The organism is Pseudomonas poae RE*1-1-14 (assembly GCF_000336465.1).
GTDB classification, from domain to species: Bacteria; Pseudomonadota; Gammaproteobacteria; order Pseudomonadales; family Pseudomonadaceae; genus Aquipseudomonas; species Aquipseudomonas poae.
This window is the reverse complement of the sequence record NC_020209.1, coordinates 2,847,453-2,870,565: the sequence shown is the minus strand read 5'-3', so window position 1 is coordinate 2,870,565 and position 23,113 is coordinate 2,847,453. Positions and strand designations below refer to the sequence as shown.

Below are 23,113 nucleotides of genomic sequence, written 5' to 3'. Positions count from 1 at the left end.
CCGACGCCACGGGGCTGTGAGCACTTCTCTGCATGTCGACATCAGGCACGATCGTGACGTACTCAGGCCTTTTCGCCTGGCGCTGCGCCCGTATGGTGGTGCGCAATTGGGTCGCAGAGCACAACAAAAACAATGATTAACCTCAACTCCAAGGATTCCAGCGGTCAGTTGGCGCAAGGCTTCAAGCCCCGCCATGTGACCATGCTGTCGATTGCCGGCATCATCGGCGCCGGGCTGTTTGTCGGTTCCGGGCATGCCATCGCGGCGGCCGGGCCGGCGGTGTTGCTGGCGTACCTGGCCTCCGGGCTGCTGGTGGTGCTGGTGATGCGCATGCTCGGCGAAATGGCGGTGGCGCGGCCTGACACTGGCTCGTTCTCCACCTATGCCGACCAGGCCATCGGCCCCTGGGCCGGGTTCACCATCGGCTGGTTGTACTGGTGGTTCTGGGTGCTGGTGATTCCGATTGAAGCGCTGGCCGCCGGGCATGTGCTCAACCAGTGGTTCCCCCAGGTGGACGCCTGGCTATTCGCGCTGCTGTCAATCATCCTGCTGGTGATCACCAACCTGTTCAGCGTGGCCAAGTACGGTGAGTTCGAATTCTGGTTCGCCATGGCCAAGGTGATCGCCATCGTCGGTTTTATCGGCCTGGGTTTCAGCGTGCTGATGGGCTGGATTCCGGACCGCGAAGCCAGCGGCCTGAGCCGGCTGATGCAGGAACACGGCGGTTTTGCGCCCAACGGTCTGTCGGCGGTGGTGGGGGCGTTTATCACCATCATGTTCAGCTTTATCGGCACCGAAGCGGTGACCATCGCTGCCGCCGAATCGAGCAACCCGGCGCAGAACATCGCCAAGGCGACGCGCTCGGTGATCTGGCGCATCGGCGTGTTCTATCTGCTGTCGATCTCCATCGTGATTTCGGTCGTGCCGTGGAACGATCCGCTGCTGGCCTCCGTGGGTTCTTACCAGCGCGCGCTGGAGTTGATGAACATCCCCAACGCCAAGTTCATGGTCGATCTGGTGGTGCTGATCGCCGTGGCCAGTTGCATGAATTCCTCGATCTACATTTCTTCGCGCATGCTGTTTTCCCTGGGCAAGCGCGGCGATGCGCCGCGCGCGCTCAAAGCCACCTCGGCGGCGGGCGTGCCCAGGGCGGCCGTGATTGCCAGCACCATCATTGGCGCGGGCGTCACGCTGCTGAGCTATTTCATGCCCGCCGGGCTGTTCCAGTTTCTGCTGGCCAGCTCCGGCGCCATCGCGTTGCTGGTGTACCTGGTGATCGCGGTGTCGCAATTGCGCATGCGTCGGTTGCTGCTGCGGCAAAACGTTGAGCTGACCTTTCGCATGTGGCTGTTTCCCTGGTTGACCTACCTGGTGATTGTCTTCATCTGCCTGGCCCTGGGGGTGATGATGGTGACGCCGGATCATCGCCTGGAAGTGTCGTCGACGATTGGCCTGGCGCTGGTGATTTCGTTTATCGGGCTGGTCACTGCGCGCCAGCACGGGCCGCTGGCCAAACCGGTGGCGCTGGAGCAATCCTGATCAGTCGCTTTGGAGTGAATGCCGTGGCACCTGAGACGCCGGTCTGCCAGACCATCGGCTTTTTGCTGCTGGACCAGTTCACCTTGATTTCCCTGTCGTGTGCAGTCGAGCCGTTGCGCATGGCCAATCAACTGGCGGGCGAGGAGCTGTACCGCTGGCAGACCCTGAGCCTCAACGGCCAGCCGGTGTGGGCCAGCGATGGCGTGGCGGTCACGCCGGATGCGTCCACCCGCGACCTGCTCAGTCTCGACGCGGTCGTGGTGTGCGGTGGCATCGGCATTCAACAGGCCGTGACCGCCGAGCACATTGCCTGGCTGCGCAACCAGGCGCGTCTGCATTGCCGGCGGCTGGGCGCGGTGTGCACCGGCAGTTGGGCCCTGGCCCTGGCCGGGTTGCTCGATGGCTTCCAGTGCAGCGTGCATTGGGAACTGATGGCGTCGATGCAGGAGGCTTTTGCCCGCGTCACGGTGAGTGCGAGCGTGTTCACCCTCGACGGCAATCGCTTCACCAGCTCCGGCGGCACTGCGCCGCTGGACATGATGCTGCACCTGATCAGCCGCGATCACGGTCACGAACTCTCGGCGGCGATCTCGCAGATGTTCGTGTACGAGCGCATTCGCAACGAACGCGATCAGCAGCGTGTGCCCCTCAAGCACCTGCTCGGCACGCAGCAGCCCAAGCTGCAGGAAGTGGTCGCGCTGATGGAGGCCAATCTGGAAGAACCCATCGAACTGGACGACCTGGCGGCCTATGTGAACGTCTCGCGGCGCCAGCTGGAGCGCATGTTCCAGCGCTATCTGTTTTGCACGCCATCGCGTTACTACCTCAAACTGCGCCTGACCCGCGCGCGGCAACTGCTGATGCAGACCTCGCTGTCGATTGTCGAGCTTGGGGTGATCTGCGGCTTCGTGTCGACACCGCATTTTTCCAAGTGCTACCGCGATTTTTTTGGCATCGCCCCCAGCGACGAGCGCGCCGACATGCGCCTGCACCCGCCACTCGCCTCACCGCCCCCGCTGCACGCCCCCGCGCCGGCAACCCCCAGAAGCACCCTGGAACAGGCACGAGACGAACCGACCTTCGCCAGCGTACGCCTTCAACGGCGCTGATGATCACCACGCTGGAATCTGTGTGGCTAGCTAGCGGGTTGTGGCGAGCGGGCAAGCCCTAATGCCGTTCAGCTAAGGAAAATGTGTGGGCTTATTGTGGCGAGCGGGCTTGCCCCGCGTTGGGGTGCGAAGCGCCCCCAATCCAGCAAAACGCGGTGTACCTGATACGGCTCAGCGCCTGGTCTTGGGGCTGCTGCGCAGCCCAACGCGGGGCAAGCCCGCTCGCCACAAGACACCGCCCACCCAGTCGACCCCCATCAAATGTGGGAGCTCTCGAGCCCCAGCGAGGCTGCGATGGGATCGCTGCGGTGTGCCTGCCAGACCGAGTCGCCTGCATCGCAGCCTCGCTGAAGCTCGACAGCTCCCACAGGAGATCAGCGGTGTAGGTTGTATCCCCATTCGCAAGTCTCACGCCAGACACTGCCCACCCAGTCGACCCCCATCAAATGTGGGAGCTGTCGAGCCCCAGCGAGGCTGCGATGGGATCACTGCGGTGTGCCTGCCAGACCGAGTCGCCTGCATCGCAGCCTCGCTGAAGCTCGACAGCTCCCACAGGGGCAAACTCAGCGCCATGAGCTTGTCACTGGCTTCGGCAACGAACATGACCTGTCCCGGGTTTCTAAAAACGCCATCACCGTACACGCGTCCTGCTCTGCACCGCCAGGTCCAGCGCTTTCTGCATGTCCAGCCGCGCCGAGCGTCCCACGTCCTTGTCGGTGCGTTGGTAGTTGCGCTCGGACGGCAGGATGGGTGCGGTCAGGTCCTGGGCGTCGCTGCGTTCGAAGTCGTTTTTTTCGCCGATGGCCATTGAGCTGCGGCGCAGCAGCATGCGCAACTGCTCGGGTTGCAACTGCGGGTTGATCGACAGCATGGCCGCCAGCAACCCTGCAACCATTGGTGTGGCATAGGAGGTGCCGCAATGCACCGCGCCTTCCTGGCCGGCCTCGCGGGTGGAGGCGTGGGTGCAGGCGGCGGCGGTGATGTCTACGCGCATGTCCACATTCGACGAACTGCGCGTCACCGCATACGCCGGGTCGTCAACCGCCAACCCGTTGCGCTCGCCACGCTGATGCCCGCCCACCACCAGCAATTGCTCGGTGATAAATGAGGAGGGCAGGCGGTAGTCGTCCGTACCGGAGAACGCCGAGCCGTTACCGGCAGAGTTCACCACGATCACATCGGGATGCTCCTTGCGCAGCCAGAGAAAAAATTCTTCGAGCAATTCTTCATAGCCGCTCATGACGATGCCAGAGCGCAGCAAGGAGTCGACGTCATCCCCGTTGACGTCTTTGGCGCCGACGCGATGGATGCCCCAGCTCCAGTTGAGCACGCGTACGCCGTCCTCCACCAGGTTGACCGACGCGGCGATATTGGCCGTGATGCCCGCATCGGAATCACGGTCGACGATCACCTCGAAGCCGCCGCTGGCCTTGTCCAGCCCGCGCAGGAAACCACTGTTGCCGCCGTCGTCCCAGCGCGCCGCGAGTATGCCCGCGACCGTGGTGCCGTGGCCGTCCGGCGCATTTGTGTCGCGCGCATACACGCAGGTGCGTTTGGCGGCGCAGGCGCCGAGGTAATCGGCGAAGTCGGCGGTGTCGAAATCCACCCCGCGCTCGATCACCCCCACGCGCACCGGTTGCGGCAGGATCGGCGTGTGACGGCCCGGAAGGCGGCTTTGGTAATAAGTCACCGCATCGAGAAAGCGGTTGGCCGCCCACTCATCGGAGTCCGGCGCCGGTTTGTCGGGTTTCTCGCGCGGCGCGGCGGCCTCGGCCTCTTCAGCGGCGGATTCTTCGACCACCACCGCATCGACGCTGGTCTCGCTGCCCAAACGCAACACCAGCGCATCGCGCTGCACCAGGTCCCTGGCGGGCAGGCGCAGCTGGAACAGGTTCAGCGGGGCAATACTGCCGACCACCGTCGCCCCATATTTGCGGGCCAGCCGCTCGGCTTCCTGGCGGCCGTCGTGATCTTCTTCGATCAGCACGCTGACCAGGTCGACGTAGGTGGTCAACCCGTCCATGTTCTTCGCCACTTCGCTGGGCTTTGCCGCCACCACGTGGCTGTTGCGCAGGCTCAGCCAGGCCGCGTTGCTGACGCGGGCGCCGTCCTCAAGCCACACGGGGCCGCTTTGGTAGTGGCTGCTGTCCAGATGCACGCGAAGGGTATTACCGTCACGCTGCACCGCGCTCGCCGGCAAAGCGGCGTTACCCAGTTTGAGCGTCGGCGTGGCGTCACCCAGGCCGCGAGCGGTCAGGCACCAGGCTTGCTGACGGTTTTCCAGCAGGTCGCCGCAGCGCTGCAAGTTCTGCAGGCGCAGCGGTTCCTGGGCGGCGGCGGCCGTGCTGGCCGCCAGAGAGAAGAGGGAGGCGAGGGCTGCGGTTTTCAGAGGCATGAGCCAGGTTCTTTGCCGGGGAGGTTGTTTCTCCGACTGCAACGGGGCCGGCTTCGTTCAGCGTGCGCCGAGCGCGGCCCCGCATCCTGTGGGTTACAACTGGAACTTGCTCACTTCGTGCTGAAGGCTGGTGGCCAGGTTCTTCAGGCCGCCGCTGGTCTTGAGCAACTCCTGCACCGACACGTTGTTCATTTCCGCCATCTGCGCCGAGCGCTCGACGTTGCGGGCAACGTCCTGGCTGGCCATGGTCTGCTCACGCAAGGCGAAGGAGATCTGATCGACCACCTGTAGCACTTTCTCCGAGCTGTCGCGGATTTCGACGATGGCCGCACCAGCAGTCCCCGCCGTTTCCACGCCCTGGCTCACTTCAAGCACACCACCGCGCATGCTTTCGACGGTTTCGCGCACGCCGGCCTGGATTTTCTCGATCATGATCGCGATTTCCTTGGTCGACTTGCCGGTGTTCTGCGCCAGCAGGCGCACCTCATCGGCCACCACGGCAAACCCGCGGCCTTGCTCGCCGGCCCGGGCCGCTTCGATGGCGGCGTTGAGCGCCAGCAGGTTGGTCTGGTCGGCGATGCCCTGAATCACGCTGATGATCGAGGAAATCTGTTCGGAGTGCTGGCCCAGCCCGGCCACCTGGGTGGAGGAGTGCTGCACGGTCCTGGCAATGCCGTTCATGCTCGACAGGGTATTTTCGATGACGCGCGCGCCATCCTTGGATTGTTCGCCCGAACGGCTGGCAAGCTGGTGCGCCTCATCGGCGTTTTCCGAGACGTGATGGATGCTCACGGTCAGCTCTTCAATGGTGGCCGCCATCATCGAGGCCGACGTCGACTGCTCCTGAATCGCACCGGACAGTTGCTCCGACGCGCCGGAAATCTGCTGCACCGACACCACCAACTGGTTGGCCGCTTCGCTGATCTGTTGAATCATTTCGCGCAGGCGCTTCTGCATGCGGTCGAAGGCTTTGGGCAGCTCGTCATGGCTGCTGGTGTCGATCACCGTATCCAGCTTGCCGTTGGCAATTGCGGTAGCGGCATCAATCGCCAGTTGCAGGCGCCCAGTGGTGCTGCGGCCCAGTGAGGTGGCGAGGATCAACGACAATACGGCCGAGAGAAGGCCGCCCACGATCAGGATCGTCAGCGCCGTGTGCTTGGCATCGATCATTTCCTGGCTTCGTTGCGCCAGCAGTGCGGTTTCAGTGGCGGTGATTTCAGCCAGGGTCGCACGCATGCTGTCCATCTTGGCCTTGTCCGCACCGGAGCTGATGCGCGCGTCCAGTTCGTCATCGGGCAGGTTATTGGCCGTCAGGCGTTTGCGCAGGGCGATGATCGGATCGACGTCCTCGGCAAGCCAGCGTTTTTGCATGTCGCCCAGGGTGGCCAGGCGCTGTTGCTGCGCCGGATTATCCGCAGTCAGGCGTTTAAGCAGGTCCAACTTCTCCGAAAAGCGTTTTTCGCCGGCAACCAGGGGTTCCAGAAAATTGTCTTTGGCCGCGATGACGAAACCGCGCATGCCGGTTTCGATATTGATGAGTTGTTCCAGCGCCAATTGTGTGGCACTTATTACTTCATACGTGTGCACGTTACTATTTGTAGCATCTTCTACTGTCTCGAAGCCGATATAGGCGCTCCCCACCAATAACCCGATCAGTACAACGACTGCGGTGAAACTTGCATAAAGTTTTTGCGAGATGCTTAGTTTGCTGAACATGATGTTCGGTCCTGAAACGTGCCTGTCCGTGGCATGTATATTGGGATTTTTTTATGTGTTTCGGGCAGGGATTAGGGGCTCCGTAATTAACTATCGGCCGTACTGTTATTAACTTTAGAGGCGGCCTGGATACTTCGATAGTTCACAACAAATTTTTACGTGTTGTTCATTGACTGCATAAGACGCCTCTCGCCGCAACGGGAGAGGCGCCTGAAAGGGATGACTTACCGAGCAATCATCCCGGCAGCCTGTTCGGTCGCTTCAGTGGTGCGCGTTGCCAGCTTGCGCACCTCATCGGCCACCACTGCGAAACCACGCCCGGCCTCGCCGGCACGCGCCGCTTCAATCGCAGCATTGAGCGCGAGCAGGTTGGTCTGGCTGGCGATGCTCTGGATCGTCCCGACTATCTGCGACAACTGCGCAATGTTGGTTTCAAGCGTGCGCTGGTGTTCACCCTCCGCTGCGCGCAACGCTTGCTGCTCATGCTGCAGGTGCACATCCACCAGCGCGCCCACCACGCGCAATGGTGCGCCCTGGGGATCGCGGCGCGTCTGACCGCGGGCGCGGAACCAGCGGTATTCGCCACTTTTCATCTTCAACCGGTATTCGATATCAAACGGCGTTTGCCCTGACTTGTCATTCAGGTGCGCACCAAAGGCGTTCAGGCTGCGCTCCTTGTCATCCGGGTGCAGCCGGGAGGCCCAGCTGTCCAGCACATCGGGAAACTCTTGCACCGTTTCAAAACCCAGCAGGCGCCGAAACTGAGGCGACCACCAGAAGGGGTTCTTCGGGTTCACCGGGTCGCCGGCAATCACCTCCATGTCCCATAAACCGTCGGACAGCATCTCCCGGGCCAGTTCGAAGCGAGTGATGATTACGTCGTGCTCCTGATCGCGCTGCAACTGATCATGAATATCGCGCAACGCACCGGCCACGCGGATCGGCGTGCCGCGCTCATCGCGCAGCGTTTCACCCTGGGCGTGAAACCAGCGGTAGGAACCGTCCTTCATCGCCAGCCGATTGTTCACGTTGTACGGCGTGTTTCCCGATTTGTCGTTGAGATGCCGCGCAAACGCGTCGAGCGTCGCCTGCTTGTCCTGTGGATGCAGGCGGTCGGCCCAACTGGCCAGCACATTCGGGAAATCACGCTCGTTAGAAAAGCCCAGCAGGCTGCGAAATTGCGGCGACCACCAGAAACGATTCTTCGGATTGATTGGGTCGCCCGCCACCACCTCCATGTCCCAAAGGCCCTCGCTGGAGGCGCGGTTGACCAGGTCGAAGCGGATTTCCGAAGCCTGGGCGGAGGCGGCGGACTCGCGCAGCAATTCACGGGCAGACTCGAGTTCGTCTTCGAGTTGGGTGATGCGCGATTGCGATTCGCGGCTGGAGGCTTCGAGCACTGCCAAGGCATCAAGCACGGGCGGGGCGGTTTTGTGGCGGTCGACAGGGGAGAGGTGACCGTTTTTGATCGCTGCTGTCAGTTGGTGCAGGGCGCGACGGTCACGGTGTAGAAAGGCAAAGATGGACATAGCGTAAAGGCTCGATAAATGTTGCGGGCCTCATCCATGGCACCTTGCCATCTATGTCGACAGGTTATTGAGAAACTGTACATTTTTTTTGGTTTTGTATCGGTGCTTGAGGCGTTGACTTGCTATTGGCGAGCACACCCCCATAACTAGCCGCATATCCATTAGCACAAGGGCAGACCATGACCAACCAAACCGAAACCGCCATCCTCGCCGGCGGCTGCTTCTGGGGCATGCAGGACCTGCTGCGCCGCTACCCCGGCGTGCTGCGCACACGCGTCGGCTACACCGGCGGCGACGTGCCCAATGCCACCTATCGCAACCATGGCGACCACGCCGAAGCGATCGAAATTGTGTTTGACCCTGCGGTGATCACGTATCGGCAGATTCTGGAGTTCTTCTTCCAGATCCACGACCCCAGCACGCCCAACCGGCAGGGCAACGACCTCGGGCCCAGCTACCGTTCGGCGATTTATTACCTGAGCGATGCGCAACGGGACGTGGCCGAAGATACCGTCGCTGATGTTGATGCATCGAAGTTATGGCCGGGGCCGGTGGTGACCGAGATTGAGCCGGCGAGGGAGTTTTGGGAGGCGGAGCCGGAGCACCAGGATTACCTGGAGCGGATTCCTGACGGGTACACGTGTCACTTTGTGCGGGCGGGGTGGAAATTGCCAAAGCGCGCCTGACCTGATGCCGATCAGTATTGTGGCGAGCGGGCTTGCCCCAATGCCGTTCAGTTGAGCGCAGATTCCCTGTGGCGAGCAGGCTTGTCCTGCGTTGGGCTGCGCAGCAGCCCCAAAACCAGACCCTGAGCCGTATCAGGTACACCGCGTTTTGCTGGAGTGGGGGCGCTTCGCACCCCAACGCGGGGCAAGCCCGCTCGCCACAATAAGCCCACACATTTTCCTTAACTGAACGGCATTAGGGCTTGCCCGCTCCCACAGGGATATTGGCTGCCTGAACTTTCAGCTTACTGACACAGGCCACTTTCGCGATCAAATGCCGCACGCAACGTTTCTACCATTTGCTCCACAGAAAGCCCTTGAACCGACGGCGGTTCAGGGCGCTCGCAAAACGCCTGATATAAAGGTGTTTGGGTTTTAACAGCCGTTCGACTATTCGCTGAGTCCTGGCAAGTAAGCCGCCCTTGCGACTACAAAACAAGCGCCGCCCCGTTTGCCCCATTTATGGGATATCGCTTTGCGCGCTTCGCTATAACTTTATAAGCAACTGCCCATTAGACTTGAGCACGTGCAGTCCATGCCGTGATCGAGGATAACAATGTGCAAGAGATATTCAGCATCAACTGGCTGCTTTGGCTGTCAACCATGGCGCCGCTGACCCTGAGTGCAGGGCCTGGCAATTTGATGGTTGCGACCTCCGGGGCGCAAAGCGGTGTGCGTCGTTCGGTGCGGTTTATTTTCGGCCTGGACATCACCTATTTCCTGCTGGCCGTGCTGGTCGGGCTGGGGCTTTACCACACGCTGATGAGCAGCCCGCGGCTGGTGTGGGTGCTGCAAGTGCTCGGCAGTTTCTACATTTTGTGGCTGGGTGTGCGCCTGCTGCGTCGTCCGCTGAAAGCACCTGGCGACAAGCCCATACACCTGCAGTTTCGAGACGGCATCGTCGTGCAGCTGGGCAATGTGCAAGGCATCGTGATGTTGCTGGTGATGTTTTCCACCTTCATGCCCACCGGCGAAACCAGCAGCAGCGCAGTGCTGATCCTGAGCGCTGCGTTGATTTCGCTGAATTTCTTTTCCCACGTCATCTGGGTATCGATGGGCTCCTCCGTGCAGAGGCTGATCCAGGCGCGGCCCAAATTGCTGGTGTTCCAGAACGCGGTGTTCGGGCTGATGCTGATCGCGGTGGCGGTGTGGATTTTCCTGCGTATCGGCCCGCTGTAAGGAGGTTGCATGACCCACGCTGTTGTCTTCGCCGCACCCGGAGAGCCCCGGGTCCTCGAACTTCAGGACGCCCCATTGCGTGCCGCCGGGCCCGGGGAACTCACTGTCGCCATCGAGGCAGCCGGCGTCAATTTCATCGATGTGCATCGGCGCTCCGGGGCGCTCGAGGATGGCTCTGCCTTTCCAAGAAGCCTGGGCGTGGAGGGCGCGGGAAGGGTGGTCGACTGTGGACCGCAGGTGCGAGGTTTCAGCCCCGGCGACCGGGTCGCATTCGTCGACAGTTCCACGGGCAGCTACGCCAGCCACGCGGTGCTGCCCGCCACGCGCGCCATTCGACTGCCCGATGATGTATCCAGTGAAACCGCCGCCGCGTTGCTGTTCAAGGGGCTGACCGCCGAATACCTGACGCATCGCTGCGTACCGCTCGCGCCTGACGATTGGGTGGTGTGGCATGCGGCGGCCGGCGGTGTAGGCAGCATTGCCACAGGCTGGCTGGCGGCCAGGGGCGTGCGTGTCATCGGCCTGGCTTCGAGCGAAGCCAAGCGGCGCCAGGTGCTGGATGCCGGCTGCTACGCGGCCCTTGACCCCGAGGCTCCGGGCGCCTTGTCGTTCATTCGTGAAGTGACCGAAGGCAAGGGCGCTCACAGCGTATTCGACTCTGTCGGACGCGCTACCTTCGAGCTGTCATTGGCGAGCCTGCGCCCGCGCGGTCATCTGGTGCTGTTCGGCAATGCATCGGGGGACGTGACGGGGTTTAATCTGTCGCGGCTTGGAAGCATGGGCTCGCTGCATGTCACGCGGCCGTCCTTGAAGCACTACATCGGTCACGATGCCGAGCTTGTCACCGGTGCCGCACGGGTGCTGGCGGCCCTGTCCAACGGTTCGATCGCTGCGCCCCTGATCACTCGCCTGCCGCTTGCCATGGCCGCCGAGGCGCACCGCATCATGCAGGACCGGCAAACCCAGGGCTCACTGATCCTGGTGCCATAACCCTTCTTCCGCAGGCGGCTATTGCATCTCTGCCGTTTTGCTGTGGAACAGCTCCGTGAGGTAGTCCACCACTTGATCGACGCGGCCCACGCCCTGGGTCGCCTGATTGCGCAGCAGCCATATATCGGAGCTGCGCAGCGGGCTGTCGGCCAATACCTGACGCAAGCCTGATTGGTGAGCGACGTAGGTCGGCAGCGCGGCGATCCCCAGGTGAGCTTCAACCGCCTTGAGCTGGGCATTGAGATTGGACACGCGCATCCACGGCTTCTGCTCGCCGCTCACCTCATTGAGCCACTGCGCGAGCGGCATATAGGACATTTCTTCGGTCCAGCCAATCAGGTGGTGGTGCTGCAGGTCATCCGGTGTGTCGGGCAGCTTGTTGGCGGCCGCATACCCGTCGGAACAGAAAAGTCCCTGCATCAGCGTGCCAACCCGGCGCATGGTGAAGTTGCCGTTTTCCGGCCTGCGCAGGCGGATAATGATGTCGCTGTGGCTTTGCGTGAGTTTTGACGACACCGCTGTATTGATGAAGTCAAAGCTGATCTCGGGGTATCGGTCATGGAAGTCCGCCAGCCCCGGAATGATCAGGTGCGTGCCCATCAGTTCCGGGCAATCGATGCGCACCGGCCCGGCCATCCGATCGTTGGGCTGCGACATCTGGCGCTCCATGAGCTTGAAGCGCTCCTGCGTTTCCAGTGCCAGCGGAAGCATCGCTTTGCCGGCTTCCGTCAGGAAATAGCCGTTGGTTTTTTTCAGGAACAGCACAGTACTGAGCGACTCCTCAAGCGCGGCGATCTTGCGCGACACCGTCGATGCCGAAACTTTCAGCGAGTTTCCCGCCTCGGTCACGTTATTGGACTTGGCCACGAAGATAAAAACTTTCAGATCATCCCAGTTCACGTTGATGCCGTACTCAAAAATGGAAAATCGATCCCCACGTATTTCTGTTCGAAATAACCGGAGGCCACGGTACAGTTTTTTTCGATGGAGCGAACTCGCAGAGGAAACATGGATGATACGTAACTCGATGCGAACCCTTCCAGGGTTCTTACAGCCATTTTTGAGCTGGCTGACCGCCAAGCCGCTGCCTGAAGATCTTAACCAGGTTAGAACGCTCAAACCCATTCACCATATTCTTGTATCAACGGGATTGATTGCCTCGGGCGTGGTGTTGGCCGGCGTCGGTTACTTGCACGGCAGCGTTATTGTGTGGGGGTTGGGTTTTGTACTGGCCACCGGCGGTATCAAGCAGATGCAGGTGATGATTTGCCACAACTGCGCCCATGAAATGGTATTTGAACAGCGTGAAACCAACGTGACCGTGGGCCGGATCATTTCCGGCGTATTAATGCTCAAGCCCTTCGACACCTACAAGCGCGAGCACGCGCTGCACCACAGCGCCAAAACGCTGCTGACCGACGATGACGACACCCTGTCCTACCTGCAAGGGGTGGTGGGATTAACACCGTCCGACAGCGTGACCAGGATGTGGACCAAACTGGTCTGCACGGCGCTGTCACCGCTGGCGATCCTGCGCTCGTTCTGGGGCCGGGTGAAAGGCACTGCAACCGCCTCGAACCGCCGTGTCGCCGTCCTGACACTGATCTTCTGGGCCACCGCCAGTCTGCTGGCGGCAGCCCTGGGCCATTTCGGCCTGTTCGTCATGGCGTGGGTGGTGCCGGTGTTTGCCGGCTATCACATCAGCACCACATTCCGCCTGGCCGCCGAGCATACCTGGCCCAGCGTGGAGGTTTTGGAACGCCGCGGTATCGACTTCATCTGCGAAAGCACCACCGGTGTATTCATTGGTGAAGAGTTGCGCATACCGCAGGCCGCGGGCGCTGTTCGCCGCACCGCCTGCATCAGTGTCTGGCTGATCAAAATGCTCGGCTTCCATTTGTTCATCCGCGTGTTCGTGATGGTCGGCGATACACCGTGCCACGACTTTCACCACCGGCGCCCCCGCTCCAAAGAGTGGCCCAACTACATCACCGCGCGCGAGCGCGACAGGATCGACGGCTCAAAACCGTTTCCGACCAACTACGCCGATTACTGGGGCTATATCAACGCCGTCACCGTCAACTTTCGCAACTTCCAGAACGCACTTCCGTATTACGCAAACAGAACAGAAACTTAAAAGGGATTTTAACGATGACGTTCAACAAAACCGCACTGCTCAGCACCGTGCCATCAGACTCCCATAGCTGGAATCTGGTGTTCATGGAGTTTCTGCTCAATGACCTGGGCTACAAGGTAGAAAACCTGGGGCCCAACACGCCGATGGACGACGTGATTGCGCGGCTTGAGCGCAATGGCTGCGCCATTGTTGTGATCAGCACGGTCAATGGTCACGGCTACCTGGAGGGCGCCGAACTTGCTCGACGCATTCGCAGCGAGACAAATCACGTCGACGGACTCTACATCGGCGGAAAAATCTGCACTGAAAACGATGCCCAGACCATCGCCCGGCACAGCGATACCCTTCGTGCCGCAGGCTTCGACGAGGTATTCGACGACAGCGTGGCCAACAGTTTTGATGCCTTCCAGACGCTCGTCACCGCGCAGCTGTTTCCTGCCCATAACCTGGAAAAGCGGGTCGCACGATGAGCGCGTACTCGGCGCCAGCTCACACAGGGACCGGAAAGGGCCTGCAAACATGATCGACTTCAACACCCACGTGCTTGAACAGTTTGCCCTGCACGGCCCGGTGCTCCAGCCGCGCATGGGCTTCAGCGATCCCGGCCTGATGCAGTCCGGGCTCGAGGCCACGGCGGCCAGCCGCGCGAACACCGTGTGCACCATTACCCTCGATGCCTTCACCCGCGTGAATAACCTTGAGGCGGCGCAACGGGCGATTGACAGCGCGTCCATGCTCAACGGCTACCCGATCGTGAATCACCCGGCGGCGCAAACCCGCGCGATGCTCGACCAGATCCATGCCCGCTACCACCTGCCGGTGCAGATTCGCCATGGCTCGCCCGATCCGCTGCATATCTTCGAACGCATGGTCGAAATCGGCTCGGCCACCACCGAAGGCGGACCCATTTCCTATTGCCTGCCGTACAGCCGCACGCCACTGCGCGAAGCGTTCGGCCACTGGGAAAAAGCCTGCCAGGTGCTGTCTGCCGGCGTGGAGCACAGCCACATCGAGAGCTTCGCCGGCTGCATGATGGGGCAGATGTGCGACCCGGTCATTCTGGTGGCGCTGAACATTCTGGAAGGCCTGTTTTTGCGCTCCCACGGCATCAACACGCTGTCGTTCTCCTACGCCCAGGGCACCTCGCCGGTGCAGGACCGAGCCGCCGTGACTGCCTTGCAACAACTGGCCAGCGAATACTTCACACCGGGCAGCTACCACTTTGTCGGCTACGTGTTCATGGGGTTTTTCCCACGAACCTTGGGCGGTTTTTGCCGGATCACCGGCGATGCGCTGGGCATGATTCGATCCACCGGCATACAGCGCGTGATCATCAAGACACCGGTGGAATCACGGCGCATTCCCCGGATCGAAGAAAACATCGCCGCATTGGAATATGCCAGTTATTGCCTGCACACGAAGGGTGTATTGCCGGATGTCCCTTTCGACGCGCAAGAACACACCCGCATCCTCGACGCCTCAAGGCGACTGATTGAAGGCACGCTGGCGCGTGATGCCAACTTGTCCGAAGCGATACTCAGCGCCTTCGACAGTGGGTTTTTATCGATTCCCTATTGTCTCCATCCGGATAACAAACGCGGTGCCGGCACGGTGTTGACCGCGAACAATTATTACCAGGGGTTCGAGGGCGAGCGGGTGGAGAATGCGTTTTCGTTTCTGGCGGCGTTGCGGCAGAACATACGGACTTATGATGGGGTGGTGTGAGGGGGGCTGACGTAGGCGCAGGCCCACGCAAAAAGGCGCAGCGGGGGAGGCGGTTTAACTCTCCTTCCCTGCAAAATGACCAAAAATGCAAGCGTGCACGACAAGTACTGGCGCAATACAATCACTGCCTGGACTTGCTCCCATAAGGAAATGAACCTTGCAACCCTTGATCCACCGCGCCGCATTACTGCGCGCCGAGCTGCATCGCCCTCCGGCGTTCAACCTGTTCACCCTGCTGCGCAGCAGCTCCGATGAAGTGCGCCTGCACTCTCGCTACCTGGCCTTTTTGCTTAATCCTCAAGGCGCCCACGGTGCTGGCACCAAGCTGCTGCAATTGCTGTTGGCCGCGTTGAACATCGAAGGTTTCGACTGCACCGAGGTGACAGTTGAGGTCGAGTACCGCAATGTCGATATCCTGATCCGCAACAGCAAGCGTCAGGCAGTCATCATCGAAAACAAGCTCTACGCCGCAGACCAGGACGCGCAGTTGCACCGCTACCTGCAAACCCTTCAAGGCGAAGGCTGCCAGACCTACCCACCGCTCTACCTTACCCTGGACGGCCGCGACGCCGACCGGCGAAGTTGTCTGGGCATTGACTATCAGCGCATCAGCTACGCCACCGACATCCTGCCGTGGCTCGAGCAATGTCAGCAATGGGTTATCCGCGAAGCTGGCGTGCGCGAAAGCCTGCTGCAATACATCGACCTCGTCGCAACACTGACCTTCCAGAACCAGGGACACGCCTACATGGACGCGCTCAAACAGACACTGCGCCAAAACAACAACCTGCTGGTGGTACGCGACCTGCAAAAAGCGTTCGTCGAAACCCTGAAAGACCTGCAACTGGAATTCTGGCAAGCACTTGCCCAATGCATCAAGGACAAATACCCCGAGCTGCCCAAACCTTCTGAAGCGCCGACGGCGGAGGTGGTTGATCGCTATTACAGCGCCACTCGGGATAATCGCTGGTACGGTCTTTATTACGATTTGGGGTTTGTACAGGGCTCGGTGTATATCGAACTCGATCACCGGTTTTATTGCGGTTATTACTGCGATGCGCAATCCCACCCGACTGCGCACGCCTGGCTGGCAACGTTGACGCAGAAAGTGGTGAATAACGGCGTCGGCAGTGGTGGTTTGCTTTGGCGGTATACCACTGAGCTTAATATTAAGAATCCGAGTGATGAGGATTTGATGGTGTTGAATGAGCCTGTGAAGAGGGCGCAGGCGGTGGAGCGGATGGCGGATGATTTGTATGGGTTGTGGGGGGAGGCGCGGGCGTTGTATGCGGCGCAGGGTTAATCTGAACAATTTCTTCAACGGCGGCCACAAGCGGACGTTTAGAACCGGGTAAATAAACGGCCCCTCCTGGCCAGAAAAACTTGCCTCCTTAGCTCGTCTCAATACTCCGGTGGATGGCGATTAGGTCTGGCAAAAACTTCAGGCAATGCGCTGTGAAAAACTCTCGGGACTTATTGATCCGATACTTATCGAAAAGGCAATGCAAGGCCTGCTCAAGCTTTGAATAGTTTGTGGTTTCAAGCTGACTTACGATTTTGAACCGAAATGGCACACCTGTTGTATAAAGCTGGGTAATGCGCTTTTCGACCGGGCCGGTAGTAATCCCAATCTTGACTATTTCGACTTGATCAGCGGTATAGAGCCCGGTGGAGAGTACGTACAACGTGCCGATATCAGCCTCCAGCTTGGCGAGATCCTCACCCTCGATGAAGTCATCATCCTTGATCTCGACTGATCCCACATCCGGCAGGAGAGTCATCAGGTGAGGCTTTCGGCTTTTATCTGCGGCGATGTCTGAGGCGCCTCTGCAGGCTAGATATATTCGGGCCAAAACAGCATGGTCAATGTCCTTATAATTGCCGGCAGCAACGTTTTTTAAATGGCTTGGTGTGCCGACGTATAGGGAGTACTCAGCCTTAACGATCTCTCGGATCTGCTGGGGTGTGAGGCCTTCAGGATGCTGGCGAAGAATCTCGCGTACTACATCGGTGAAACTGAGTTAGGTCTGCATCTTCAATCCTAAAAATGTTGCGTTCCGTTGATGTGCTGATGGCTTTGAGGCAGGGAGCATCGCCTGTGGGACCGAAGAATAGCGTGTTCTGAGGGAGAGTTACTGTTGGTAAAGGCAGCAATCGGCCCAGAGCTGTCTTTCATTTCGGCAGCAATGGGCAGGTCAAGACTGCATCTTATTACTGAGTATTGGTGCAATTCAGAGGGTCATTCTTCATCAAGAGCCGTAGTCGCTGCCATTCATTCCAGCAGTCCTCGGCAACTAAGTCCCGGAAACCACGTTCGTTCTCCATATCCAGGGCGACGTCGAGTGGAACTGCAACACACGTCGCTTGATCACGGATTTTGAGTGCCTCGGACTCTGTAAGTGGGGAGCCTTTTTTCGTTTCGGCGTTTTGCAAAGCCACCGAAAGCGCCGGAATGAATACAACGCAAAGCTGTTCCGTCATCTGTTGCTTGCCTCAATTGTGCGAGAAGGCCGAAAGATTACGCTGGTTGCTTGATCACGGCTATTTGCCAAGAGCATCCATCGCCTGGTGTCAGCTTTGGGTCGATTCTGTTGAAAAAGTCCGGAGTGGTTTTCATAGCAGAAAAGTACGCGCCTGAGCTTAAAATCTAGAATCGGCGCAGAGGTGTTCGGACTCAGATTTCACGTGGCAGCCCATAAAAAAGACGCTTTCACCGATCAATATGCTGGCAGTTTGAGAAAACCGACTTTTTCAACAGAATCGGCCGAATGTTGCCGACCATGAATGGGCAGCTAACGGCTGACGTAAGTCAAGATCGGGCCGTGACCGAATCGTTTCGAGCAGCCCACCGACTGCTCAAGGTCGCGCGCGCTGGCGGACCTTGAACAAGCCGACGGTGTCAGACGGCCGGCGGGCTGCTATATCAGCCGACAATGCTCACTCCTTGGTCAAATCAACCAACGGCGTCTGCCGCACCTCAGTCTCCCGTCCATCCTGAATCTCGCTCACCTGCTTCAAGGCCTTATCCACTGCCGCTTTGTCCGCCAGCAAGCTGTAGCTGATGCGGAACTGCTTGTGTTCCTTGGGCCCAATGGTCGGTACCAGGTTCAGTGGCCGCTGATAACGGCGGTTATAGGAAAAACTCGTCCCCGGCTCCAGCCCCGTGACGTAGCCCTGGCCTTGGGTATCGGTGTTTTTCCATAGGGAAAACACGGGCAGTGTCTGGGTATTGAAGCCGACCGAAACGCCCAGGCTGCCGGCCTTGTTGTGCAACACGGTCAACGTATCGCCCTTGGCGTCGGCATACGGCACCACGTTGTAAACCGTTTCGTCGTAGTCCTTGGTCGGTGCGCGGTAGGTTTGCCAGTCGGGCAGCTCGCCCTTGGCCTTGTCGTTGAACGGCGACACCTGTTTCACCGGCGCGGCGAAACGCGCGCCCTGCTCCAGGAAAGGCGTGCTGAAGTTGCTGTGATACAGCGCCTGGTATTCCTTCGGATAGTCGCCGTTGTTGGTCAGGGTGTCGTTGAGGGCAAACACCACGCTGCCGGGTTCGGTGACCAGTTCGGTCGCGACCGAGAAGTCGACCTTCTTGAATGCCTGCTCTTTCAGTTCGCCGCGCAGGGTGATGGCGTACGGTGTTTTTTCATCGATGTGCAGCGTGACTTTATTCGCAGGAATGTTGGCGGCGCGACCGTGCAGGGTCAGCAGTTCGCCGTTGTCTAGGCCGGGATGGCCGACCCATTCGTATCCGCAGCGTGTGACCAGCTCATTGAAGCCTTCCAACCAGCCCAGACCACCGCGGCCATTGAGTTCGATGAAGGCCGGATTGACCACTTCCTTGACCGGAGAGTCCCAGCCCATGCGCACATTGCCGACCGAGGCCTGCAAGACATTCATTCCGCGGGTCGGCACCACCGAGAGTTTCATCGTGCCGTTATCGATGTCGACGATACTGACGCCCTCCTGCCGACCGCCGTGCAAGGTGCGTAGGGTAACGCTGAAGGGTTTGTCGGTTTTTATGCCGAGTTGCTGACTGGTGATCTGCCAGCTCTGGGCGGCTTTGTCGGTGTCGAGCAGAACGTAATCCCAGGCCATGGCGTGAGAGGCAGCGGACAGTGCGCTGAGGGCAACAACGAGTTTGAGCGGGGTCATGGCGGCAGCCTTTCTTGGAGTTGTGGCATTTTTATAAACGTGATGAAACGTTTCAGCAAGCTAAAAAGGGTGGCAGGGCCAGCCAACGCCAAGAAGATTGGGAGCAAATCGGAAAATTGAGCCCATGCCATCGCGGTAACGACTCAGCGGAACCTATCAACTTCTACCGCAAATCCGACACGAGCTTTTCCAGTTCTTTGGCAGTCACCGCCACCGCTTTAGGAACAACCCCCCCCAGTGCAACGGCAAAGATCGACAGCAACCCGAGGTCAAATCCAGACAAGCGGATGCAGCTCGCGCAGGCGCCCGCGTTCGCTGTCGGTGAGGCACCGCTGAGCCGAACCACGACCACACTCAAATCCCCAGCCCCGGGAACGACCCGCCACCCCCGCAAGTCTACCGACACCCCATCTTCGGTAAGGTACAGCGCAATGGACAAGACAATCACCGTGGACCAACTGGCGACCACTGACCTCCGATCAATCAACGAAATATGGCTTGGCGGCACGCATACCGAGCTATGCCTTTGGCGTGGTGAGGCGGTTTTTACCCACGAAATGCTCAGCGAGGGTACTCACGATCAGAATGTTCGACGCCTGTGCCTGCAGTTGGTCGACCCTGACGATCAGGCCGCAGTGGCCCACGTTGAGGTGATCGTGCGCGAGCGGCTGGAAAAAATGGGCAAGGAGGGCGAGTTTTATCCGGCTGAGGAGGCGGACACTCGTCAATAGTCGCTGTAGCGCTGAGGGCGATAGGGGGCGAAAGCAGCCCTCAACGGTGCAAACCGGTCTACCATGGCGGCCCGGCAGTGGTTCACAGCGCTTCCGTTCATTTTCTATAAAGGCATCGCGATGACCATTGACCAAATCTCCCTCCCCAAAGGCGTAGGCCCTCATGCGGCCAAGCTGCTCGACGCTATCACTGGCGCCTCCACCCACGAAGAACTCAACCGCGCAGGCGGCAAGGCTGAGGGGTTTGTCTTGGGGCTGGAATCGACCAAAGCCATCAAAAGCCAGGTCGCCGAGTCGTTGTATGTGGCGTATGACGACGCCGCCAGCAATCGGGCGGGTGAGTTGAAGGGATAGGTGCTTCACGGCACGGCCCGCGCGGCTTTAGATAGACGGGATGCCTCAATTTTTCAGGATGAAATGCTCATGTTAAAAGCTGCCCTTGCTTCGCTGTTGTTGACCTGCACGTTTTGCGCCCACGCGGGTACGACGGTCGATGTGTCGAAGGTTTACGGCAAGATCCAGTTCGTGGACAGCTATCCCGACTACAAGGTGAAGGTGGTGAATCAATACCCCGACCTTAAGGTGAAGAAGGTGGTTTCCTGGCCGGACTCTGTCGGCAAATGGCAAACCGTCGACAGCTACCCCGACTACAAGATCCAGATTGTCGATTCCTATCCGGACTTCACTATTGAATATGTCGAGAGCTGGCCTGGGGTCAATTGATCGCGGCAAGCCGTTGCAGGTGGCCTGCGACGGCTTGTCGGGCGGGCTGCAGATCAGCCAGGGCAGGGCGCTTCACGGTCGAGTAATTTGGCGGTGAGGAGTACGCCCAGTTCGCTCAGTTGGTGGATCGCCAGGGCGATGTCGCGGTGTTTGCCGTTCAGGTCTTCGGACAGGTCGAGCAGCAGGGTGCTGACTGAGGTGAAGGTTTCGTAGCTGTTGGTGATGAGGGTTTCGGTGCTGGCGTTGGGGGTGACGGTGAAGAGGGTGCTTGAATCAGTAAGCATGTTAAGTTCCTTGCTGGGCTACCACCTCGTCGCTACTAAACGAAAAGGCGGCGGCTGTACGCAGGTTAGTAGACCGGTGGAACCTAACAAAACCGGCGCGTCCGGAGACGCCCTGCGCACAGCCACCATTGAGCACAGACGGGAACGTCTGCTGGGTTGAGCTTGTGCACTTGTCAGGTTAAAACAGTGGGCTACTAAACCCGATCACCGAGAGATTCAGCGACCGAGCCACCTTAGAGACGGCCATCCCAGCGCACAAGCCGGCGGATTCTGACGCACGTGTAGGCAACGGAGCAAGGCATCGTGAGGGATTCGGATTTTGCCTTCAGGAGCGTTAACCGTGACGTTGAGCACTGACGTATTTATCAAACAGGCCATGGCCAACCCGATCAACGCTGAAATCACCGCGCGCCTGCCGGCGCTTGGGGTGGATCAGTGCCTGCTGACGGCGGGGTGTCTGTTTCAGGCGGTGTGGAATCATCAGGCGAATCTGCCGGCGGATCATGGGGTGAAGGACTACGACGTTTTCTACTTTGATACCGACCTGTCCTACGAGGCTGAGGACGTGGTGATCCAGAAGGCGAACGCGCTGTTCGCGGACCTAGGGGTGAATGTCGAGGTGCGCAATCAGGCGCGGGTTCATCTCTGGTACGGCCAGCGGTTCGGCCGGCCCTATTCGCAACTGCACTCGGCGCGTCAGGGGGTTGATCGGTATCTGGTGGCGGGCACATGCGTGGCGCTGGAGGTGGCGACGGGCGAAGTGTATGCGCCGTATGGGTTGGCGGATGTGGAGCAGGGGATTTTGCGGATCAACCCGCTGCATCCGGAGCCAGCGTTGTTTGAGGCCAAGGCGCAGAGTTACCAGGCGCGGTGGCCCTGGCTGAAGATTGTTTGATGCGGATCTCTATTATGTTGTGGCAAGCCCTAATGCCGTTCAGTTAAGCGCAGATTCCCTGTGGCGAGCAGGCTTGTCCTGCGTTGGGCTGCGCAGCAGCCCCAAAACCAGACGCTGAGTCGTATCAGGTAGACCGCGTTTTGCTTGATTGGGGGCGCTTCGCACCCCAACGCGGGGCAAGCCCGCTCGCCACAACAATCCCGCTCGCCACAGAGGCTCCGGTTTGCTGCGCGACAGCGCGAGCGTTTCAGTTGTCGCTTCTGGATGGTTGTAGACAGCTCGCTACTTAGCCCAATACTCTGGCTAGCCTGAATTCAAATCACTCGGAAAATCATGATGCTGGCCATTGCCATTGACCGAGACAGCTTCCATGCAGGAGACGATTTGAGCAGCCATGCCAGCTCAATCAAGCTAGATCCGGCGCGCAACAATGCGCGCACTGTTCGAAGTCATACAAAACATGCACTACTTGCCCTGCATCAACGGGGATAACGCAACTTGGATTGTCTGCGCGTCAGGCAAACAAATTGGTGTTCTCGCTCAGCAATGGGCGGCCCCCAAACGGGTCATACCCTTTGAGCGACTGGTAAAACAGGTTTTTGGAGAACACGAACTTCGCCTTTCATTTAAATACTTGGGCCAAACGGATCCTTACGTTGTGTTCTCACGCATTGAAGCAGGAGAGGTATCGCCTTCTCGATATTAGGATAGTTTTCTGGAGATCCAGTTGGATGTTCGCCTAGGGTCGAAAGCAACCAATCGTAATAGCCTGCCATCGGCAAAAAGCAATTGCCCAAATATCTCTACAATGGAAACTGAAATGTTCCCCGACAAGGCCTGCCCTGTGGTGCTTACGTCTTCGCCGCCGATCAGGATTCTCCTTTTTCGACATCCCCTCGCCGGTACGCAGTTGGTGAAGGGCACTATCGAAAAAGGAGAAACTCCCGGCCAAGCTGCATTGCGTGAACTGACAGAGGAGTCTGGTATCAGTGACGCGGTGATCGAGAGTGACCTGGGATGCTGGAAGGCTGACCATCGAGATCAGGTTTGGTCGTTTCACCTTTGCCGCGCAGAGCGAGATCTGCCGGAGCGCTGGGGTTATAAGACGCTGGATGATCATGGCCACCTGTTCGAGTTTTTTTGGGCTGCGCTCGAAGATCTTCCCTACGCCGACTGCCACCCAGTGTTTCAGAGAGCACTGAAGTTTTTGTGCGAAAGGCTGAAAGCATCCGGTCAGTGGGTTGATGGGGAGACTGACGCTGAAGTTGATCGCTTGCTGTAGGT

General features: G+C 59.4%; 21 protein-coding genes and 2 pseudogenes. 14 read left to right on the top strand and 9 right to left on the bottom strand.

The features are described from left to right. The first annotated feature begins 132 nt into the window (after positions 1-132). Both H045_RS12415 and gbdR read left to right on the top strand, forming a co-directional pair. Positions 133-1,539, top strand: a complete 1,407-nt coding sequence (locus H045_RS12415; RefSeq protein ID WP_015372531.1) for an amino acid permease — start codon at positions 133-135, stop codon at positions 1,537-1,539. Between the two features lie 23 nt (positions 1,540-1,562). After that, positions 1,563-2,648: a choline metabolism transcriptional regulator GbdR gene (gbdR, locus tag H045_RS12410; RefSeq protein ID WP_015372530.1), complete on the top strand. Its 1,086-nt coding sequence runs from the start codon at positions 1,563-1,565 to the stop codon at positions 2,646-2,648. A gap of 631 nt (positions 2,649-3,279) precedes the next feature. On the opposite strand, the gene H045_RS12400 is transcribed toward gbdR, so the two are convergent. From H045_RS12400 to H045_RS25850, 4 genes and pseudogenes are all read right to left on the bottom strand, one after another. After that, the gene (locus tag H045_RS12400; protein WP_015372529.1) at positions 3,280-5,043 is read right to left on the bottom strand and encodes a S8/S53 family peptidase; all 1,764 of its coding nucleotides are present in this window, start codon (positions 5,041-5,043) and stop codon (positions 3,280-3,282) included. Between the two features lie 93 nt (positions 5,044-5,136). Continuing rightward, positions 5,137-6,759, bottom strand: coding sequence for a methyl-accepting chemotaxis protein (locus tag H045_RS12395; protein WP_041931505.1), 1,623 nt, complete (start codon positions 6,757-6,759; stop codon positions 5,137-5,139). Between the two features lie 257 nt (positions 6,760-7,016). Continuing rightward, positions 7,017-7,154: pseudogene (locus H045_RS25855) on the bottom strand (methyl-accepting chemotaxis protein); the annotation flags it as partial. A 171-nt stretch (positions 7,155-7,325) separates the two neighbouring features. Further along, positions 7,326-7,997 (bottom strand): annotated as a pseudogene (locus H045_RS25850) (PAS domain-containing protein); the annotation flags it as partial. A gap of 470 nt (positions 7,998-8,467) precedes the next feature. Between H045_RS25850 and msrA the strand changes: the two are divergent. The 3 genes from msrA to H045_RS12375 all read left to right on the top strand — a co-directional run bounded on the left by msrA (position 8,468) and on the right by H045_RS12375 (position 11,182). Then, entirely contained in the window at positions 8,468-8,974 is a 507-nt protein-coding gene (msrA, locus tag H045_RS12385) for a peptide-methionine (S)-S-oxide reductase MsrA (protein WP_015372526.1), read from the top strand. A gap of 597 nt (positions 8,975-9,571) precedes the next feature. Then, complete coding sequence (locus H045_RS12380; protein ID WP_041931629.1) at positions 9,572-10,192, top strand: LysE family translocator; 621 nt, start codon at positions 9,572-9,574, stop codon at positions 10,190-10,192. Between the two features lie 75 nt (positions 10,193-10,267). Then, a complete protein-coding gene (locus H045_RS12375; RefSeq protein ID WP_015372524.1) occupies positions 10,268-11,182 on the top strand; it encodes a quinone oxidoreductase family protein in 915 nt (304 codons plus the stop codon). A gap of 18 nt (positions 11,183-11,200) precedes the next feature. Here H045_RS12375 and H045_RS12370 read toward each other — a convergent pair whose 3' ends face one another. Further along, positions 11,201-12,082, bottom strand: coding sequence for a LysR family transcriptional regulator (locus H045_RS12370; protein WP_015372523.1), 882 nt, complete (start codon positions 12,080-12,082; stop codon positions 11,201-11,203). Positions 12,083-12,242: 160 nt separating this feature from the next. On the opposite strand from H045_RS12370, the gene H045_RS12365 reads away from it, so the two are divergent. The 4 genes from H045_RS12365 (at position 12,243) to H045_RS12350 (ending at position 16,347) form a co-directional block, all read left to right on the top strand. Next, positions 12,243-13,319 (top strand): fatty acid desaturase, encoded by a 1,077-nt coding sequence (locus H045_RS12365; protein WP_176717677.1) that lies wholly within the window; start codon positions 12,243-12,245, stop codon positions 13,317-13,319. A gap of 14 nt (positions 13,320-13,333) precedes the next feature. Then, positions 13,334-13,789, top strand: a complete 456-nt coding sequence (locus H045_RS12360; protein ID WP_015372521.1) for a cobalamin B12-binding domain-containing protein — start codon at positions 13,334-13,336, stop codon at positions 13,787-13,789. A 49-nt stretch (positions 13,790-13,838) separates the two neighbouring features. Continuing rightward, positions 13,839-15,044: a methylaspartate mutase E subunit gene (locus H045_RS12355; protein WP_003239035.1), complete on the top strand. Its 1,206-nt coding sequence runs from the start codon at positions 13,839-13,841 to the stop codon at positions 15,042-15,044. 157 nt (positions 15,045-15,201) lie between these two features. Continuing rightward, the gene (locus H045_RS12350; protein WP_015372520.1) at positions 15,202-16,347 is read left to right on the top strand and encodes a PDDEXK-like family protein; all 1,146 of its coding nucleotides are present in this window, start codon (positions 15,202-15,204) and stop codon (positions 16,345-16,347) included. Positions 16,348-16,435: 88 nt separating this feature from the next. Here the strand turns inward: H045_RS12350 and H045_RS25360 are convergent, their stop codons facing one another. The 3 genes from H045_RS25360 to H045_RS12335 form a co-directional block, all read right to left on the bottom strand. Next, the gene (locus tag H045_RS25360; protein ID WP_015372519.1) at positions 16,436-16,825 is read right to left on the bottom strand and encodes a GIY-YIG nuclease family protein; all 390 of its coding nucleotides are present in this window, start codon (positions 16,823-16,825) and stop codon (positions 16,436-16,438) included. Between the two features lie 430 nt (positions 16,826-17,255). After that, positions 17,256-17,525, bottom strand: a complete 270-nt coding sequence (locus tag H045_RS12340; protein WP_015372518.1) for a hypothetical protein — start codon at positions 17,523-17,525, stop codon at positions 17,256-17,258. Positions 17,526-17,981: 456 nt separating this feature from the next. Then, the gene (locus H045_RS12335; RefSeq protein WP_015372517.1) at positions 17,982-19,196 is read right to left on the bottom strand and encodes an aldose 1-epimerase family protein; all 1,215 of its coding nucleotides are present in this window, start codon (positions 19,194-19,196) and stop codon (positions 17,982-17,984) included. Positions 19,197-19,627: 431 nt separating this feature from the next. Between H045_RS12335 and H045_RS12325 the strand changes: the two genes are divergently transcribed. From H045_RS12325 to H045_RS12315, 3 genes are all read left to right on the top strand, one after another. Continuing rightward, entirely contained in the window at positions 19,628-19,927 is a 300-nt protein-coding gene (locus H045_RS12325) for a hypothetical protein (protein WP_003234402.1), read from the top strand. A 120-nt stretch (positions 19,928-20,047) separates the two neighbouring features. Then, positions 20,048-20,281 carry a hypothetical protein gene (locus H045_RS12320; RefSeq protein ID WP_032870736.1) on the top strand — a complete coding sequence of 78 codons (234 nt, stop codon included), beginning with the start codon at positions 20,048-20,050 and terminating at the stop codon, positions 20,279-20,281. 69 nt (positions 20,282-20,350) lie between these two features. After that, on the top strand, positions 20,351-20,650 hold the full coding sequence (locus H045_RS12315; protein ID WP_015372515.1) for a 7(1) septoil knot domain-containing protein: 300 nt from the start codon (positions 20,351-20,353) through the stop codon (positions 20,648-20,650). A 53-nt stretch (positions 20,651-20,703) separates the two neighbouring features. On the opposite strand, the gene H045_RS12310 is transcribed toward H045_RS12315, so the two are convergent. Continuing rightward, a complete protein-coding gene (locus H045_RS12310) occupies positions 20,704-20,934 on the bottom strand; it encodes a DUF6124 family protein (RefSeq protein ID WP_003234395.1) in 231 nt (76 codons plus the stop codon). Between the two features lie 376 nt (positions 20,935-21,310). Between H045_RS12310 and H045_RS12305 the strand changes: the two genes are divergently transcribed. Together H045_RS12305 and H045_RS12300 are read left to right on the top strand one after the other, a co-directional pair. Beyond that, positions 21,311-21,829 carry a nucleotidyltransferase family protein gene (locus H045_RS12305; RefSeq protein WP_268977481.1) on the top strand — a complete coding sequence of 173 codons (519 nt, stop codon included), beginning with the start codon at positions 21,311-21,313 and terminating at the stop codon, positions 21,827-21,829. Between the two features lie 820 nt (positions 21,830-22,649). Next, complete coding sequence (locus tag H045_RS12300) at positions 22,650-23,111, top strand: NUDIX hydrolase (protein WP_015372514.1); 462 nt, start codon at positions 22,650-22,652, stop codon at positions 23,109-23,111. Positions 23,112-23,113 lie beyond the last annotated feature (2 nt).

What these genes read in the sequence shown, in the direction of transcription:
- H045_RS12415 (WP_015372531.1), top strand. Translation starts at nt 133, where the DNA reads ATGATTAACCTCAACTCCAAGGATTCCAGCGGTCAGTTGGCGCAAGGC.
- H045_RS12400 (WP_015372529.1), bottom strand. Translation starts at nt 5,043, where the DNA reads ATGCCTCTGAAAACCGCAGCCCTCGCCTCCCTCTTCTCTCTGGCGGCC.
- H045_RS12395 (WP_041931505.1), bottom strand. Translation starts at nt 6,759, where the DNA reads ATGTTCAGCAAACTAAGCATCTCGCAAAAACTTTATGCAAGTTTCACC.
- msrA (WP_015372526.1), top strand. Translation starts at nt 8,468, where the DNA reads ATGACCAACCAAACCGAAACCGCCATCCTCGCCGGCGGCTGCTTCTGG.
- H045_RS12360 (WP_015372521.1), top strand. Translation starts at nt 13,334, where the DNA reads ATGACGTTCAACAAAACCGCACTGCTCAGCACCGTGCCATCAGACTCC.
- H045_RS12355 (WP_003239035.1), top strand. Translation starts at nt 13,839, where the DNA reads ATGATCGACTTCAACACCCACGTGCTTGAACAGTTTGCCCTGCACGGC.
- H045_RS25360 (WP_015372519.1), bottom strand. Translation starts at nt 16,825, where the DNA reads ATGACTCTCCTGCCGGATGTGGGATCAGTCGAGATCAAGGATGATGAC.
- H045_RS12340 (WP_015372518.1), bottom strand. Translation starts at nt 17,525, where the DNA reads ATGACGGAACAGCTTTGCGTTGTATTCATTCCGGCGCTTTCGGTGGCT.
- H045_RS12335 (WP_015372517.1), bottom strand. Translation starts at nt 19,196, where the DNA reads ATGACCCCGCTCAAACTCGTTGTTGCCCTCAGCGCACTGTCCGCTGCC.
- H045_RS12325 (WP_003234402.1), top strand. Translation starts at nt 19,628, where the DNA reads ATGGACAAGACAATCACCGTGGACCAACTGGCGACCACTGACCTCCGA.
- H045_RS12320 (WP_032870736.1), top strand. Translation starts at nt 20,048, where the DNA reads ATGACCATTGACCAAATCTCCCTCCCCAAAGGCGTAGGCCCTCATGCG.
- H045_RS12315 (WP_015372515.1), top strand. Translation starts at nt 20,351, where the DNA reads ATGTTAAAAGCTGCCCTTGCTTCGCTGTTGTTGACCTGCACGTTTTGC.
- H045_RS12310 (WP_003234395.1), bottom strand. Translation starts at nt 20,934, where the DNA reads ATGCTTACTGATTCAAGCACCCTCTTCACCGTCACCCCCAACGCCAGC.
- H045_RS12305 (WP_268977481.1), top strand. Translation starts at nt 21,311, where the DNA reads ATGGCCAACCCGATCAACGCTGAAATCACCGCGCGCCTGCCGGCGCTT.
- H045_RS12300 (WP_015372514.1), top strand. Translation starts at nt 22,650, where the DNA reads ATGTTCCCCGACAAGGCCTGCCCTGTGGTGCTTACGTCTTCGCCGCCG.